The sequence below is a fragment of the Bifidobacterium sp. genome (assembly GCF_050874245.1).
Lineage (GTDB): Bacteria > Actinomycetota > Actinomycetes > Actinomycetales > Bifidobacteriaceae > Bifidobacterium.
The window spans coordinates 1-2,937 of sequence record NZ_JBNMKH010000136.1 but is presented as its reverse complement, the minus strand read 5'-3'; the positions used below and the strand labels follow the sequence as shown (position 1 = coordinate 2,937).

The window sequence follows — 2,937 nt, the reverse complement described above, 5'->3', positions numbered from 1 at the left end:
CAAGGCCGCGGCGACGCTGCTGGCCATTGCGGCCGCGGTCGCGCTGCCGCAGTTGTTCCATGTCATCGGCGCGGTGTCCGGGCAGGGCACCGCTTTGGGCGTGGCGTTCCTGCCGATGCACCTGCCGATCATCTTCGTTGGCCTGATCGCCGGTCCCGCCGTTGGCGCGATCGCCGGCGCCGCGGCGCCGCTCGTCAGTTTCCTGCTGTCCGGCATGCCGATGCTGGCCATGCTGCCGCTGATGATGGTCGAGCTGTGCGCGTATGGACTCGTTGCCGGCCTGCTGCGTTCGGTCAGGCTGCCGGGCCTGGCCAAGGTGGTCGTCGCACAGGTGGCCGGTCGAGTGGCGCTGACCGTGGCCACGGCGATTGCCGTGTTCGCCTTCGGTTCGTCCAACGCCATCGCCGCCACTTGGACGAGTGATCTGGCCGCCGGCCTGCCGGGACTCGCACTGCAGTGGGCGCTGATTCCGCTTGCCGCATACTGGACCGAATCGTTGATCGCCAAGCGCGGACGCTGAACCGTGCCGTTCGGACGTGGTGATTCAACCACGTTCTGAACAAGCCTGACATTTCCGGGAGCCAAGCCGTTAAGCTTGGCTCCCGTTGTCATATAAACCCGGAAATTGAGGAAAGTGGTCATGATCGCAGGAGTGTCCGTCGTCACCTTGCTGTTGGTGCTTGTCGCCGGAATCGGCGCGGGATTCGTCGGATACGCCGTCGGAGCCTCCTCTCTGATCTCCTACCCGGCGCTGCTGGCGTTCGGCATTCCGCCGGTGCTGTCCAACACCACGAACACGGTGGGCGTGTGCGGCACCGGCATCGGCGGGCTGCTGGCCGCGCGCAAGGAGCTCAAAGGTCAAGGGCGCCGCGTGGCCGTCTATGCGTGCATAGGATTGGTCGGAGGCATCATCGGTGGCCTGCTGCTGTTGGAATTGCCGGCGAAGGTCTTCGAATTCGCGGTGCCGCCGCTCATCCTGTTCAGCGCGTTGATCATCGCGCTCAACCCGCGGAAGAAAGCGGCCGCGCGCGACGCCGTCGCGCAGGCGTTGCCTCAATCACAGCAGGGCGAACGCGCCGCACGGATTGCCAGCAGGACAGCCAATGGCAGTCTTCGCAACGACCCGTGGTGGCTGTGGGTCGGCGTGAGCTTCGTCGGCATCTATTCCGGATATTTCGGTGCCGCCGCCGGCACCCTCGCCCTGGCGATCCTCGACCTCGGCAAGATCGGCCCGTTCCACCAGATCAACGCGCTGAAAACCGTGGTCGGCTTCGGCGCGAACATCTCCGCCGCGATCATGTTCATCTGCCGTGGCTCCGTCTACTGGCCGTTCGCCATCGCGATGTGCCTGGGCTGCATTATCGGCAGCTCCATCGCCCCTCCGGTCACACGCCGCATTCCCGAGAACATCATGCGCGCCGCCGCCGTGCTCACTGGTATCATCCTCGCCGTCAAACTCAGCTGGAGTACCTATTTCTAAAGCCTTCCTCGGATCATGGCGCGTGGCCGTGCGGGGCACGTGGCCGGAATGCCGAGTTTCGGTTTCTTATGCGCCGAGACAGGTTTTCTTAATGTTTGCGGCAGGTTTGCTGCCAAGAGAACATTCCGTAGGTGGTTTTTCGCTTCCGTAGGTGGTTGGCCTTGGTATTGATGCTCGGGAATGGCTTAATTCAAGCCGTTTCCAAAGCGTCTTACTTCCGCCAACCACCTACGGAGCCTCAGAACCGCCTACGGAATTGAATCTGGCAACGGTGTTTGGCGCTTTTACTAAAGAATGGCGGAAAACGGTATATGCTGCTTCGGGTGGCTCGACTATTTCGAATATCTGAAAAGAGTAGGAAACCCCATTAGATGAGTGTCGATAGTGCCCGCATGACGATATCCACGTCTTTGTTTTCCAGCTCGCGAATGACGTGCAGGTAGGTTTCCTGAGTTGTAGTCATGCTGGCATGGCCTAGACGGCGTGACACGCTGGCGATCGATACGCCGGCGAACAGCAGCAGCGAAGCGTGTGTGTGGCGAAGACCATGAACGGAAATAACTGGCACGTCCACGTTTCTGCAATGTTTTGCAAGCACGTCGTTGGCTGTTGAATTGTAGACCTTGCCGTGCACGAAAATAGGTTTATCATGCGGAAGATCCTTGAGCAATCCAGACATTTGCATGATGAGTTGCCAGTCGAGTTGCACTTTACGCACGGACGATTCGTTTTTCGTGGGTACGAAACCGCCGCCATTCTTATAATCCCAAGTTTTGTTGACGGAAAGCGTCTGGTGTGCGAAATCAAAGTCATCGGGTGTGAGCCCAAGCGCCTCGGAGAATCGGAGTCCGGTTTTCGCGATAAGGAGGATGAGCCAATCCCAGCTTGCCTCGGCCCCAAGATCAAGGTCCGCGAGCATGGCATGCAGCTCGAATTGGTTGAGATACTTCATTTTCTTAATGCGTGGCTGCTTGCCTTTGATGATGACCTTTCGCGTCGGGTCACGGGGAATGAGTCCTTCATCGACGGCATCGAGAATGGCACCTTTGATCTGATGATGAAAATCCATGGTGGTTTGGCGCTCATGATGCTGTGCATATCCGTTGATGAGCTGTTGGTATGCGGTTCGATCCATATCGGTGAGCCTGAGTTCAGGGATGAGCTTGCCGAGCCAGGATTGTGTAAGTCGATATTTGCCCATGGTTACGTCTCTGATGGCGCCTTCCTTGTACGTTCTCACCCACTGGGCGTAGTAGTCGCAGAACAGCGATTCTGATGTGATGGTTTCCTGCATGAGATGCGCCTTTCTAAAAATTGGGGATTGGCGCAGCCATCATACTTACGCTGATGAAGGGTGATGAGCGAGTCCAGACGGTCGAAGAACGCGCCGATACGGCGCTGCTCTGCACTGCTTGGATAGTCAAAAACCACATTCGCAATATCCTCATTGTGAATGT

Annotated in this window: 3 protein-coding genes; 2 read left to right on the top strand and 1 reads right to left on the bottom strand. The window is 58.4% G+C overall.

Annotation, left to right across the window (positions count from 1 at the left end):
* Together ACR0P8_RS09165 and ACR0P8_RS09160 are read left to right on the top strand one after the other, a co-directional pair.
* Window positions 1-520 (top strand): ECF transporter S component (locus ACR0P8_RS09165; protein WP_432624769.1); only part of this gene is annotated, 520 nt, incomplete at its 5' end.
* 120 nt (window positions 521-640) lie between these two features.
* On the top strand, window positions 641-1,480 hold the full coding sequence (locus tag ACR0P8_RS09160) for a sulfite exporter TauE/SafE family protein (protein ID WP_432624768.1): 840 nt from the start codon (window positions 641-643) through the stop codon (window positions 1,478-1,480).
* Between the two features lie 367 nt (window positions 1,481-1,847).
* On the opposite strand, the gene ACR0P8_RS09155 is transcribed toward ACR0P8_RS09160, so the two are convergent.
* Window positions 1,848-2,774, bottom strand: coding sequence for a site-specific integrase (locus ACR0P8_RS09155; protein ID WP_003808869.1), 927 nt, complete (start codon window positions 2,772-2,774; stop codon window positions 1,848-1,850).
* Between the last annotated feature and the right edge of the window lie 163 nt (window positions 2,775-2,937).

What these genes read in the sequence shown, in the direction of transcription:
- ACR0P8_RS09160 (WP_432624768.1), top strand. Translation starts at nt 641, where the DNA reads ATGATCGCAGGAGTGTCCGTCGTCACCTTGCTGTTGGTGCTTGTCGCC.
- ACR0P8_RS09155 (WP_003808869.1), bottom strand. Translation starts at nt 2,774, where the DNA reads ATGCAGGAAACCATCACATCAGAATCGCTGTTCTGCGACTACTACGCC.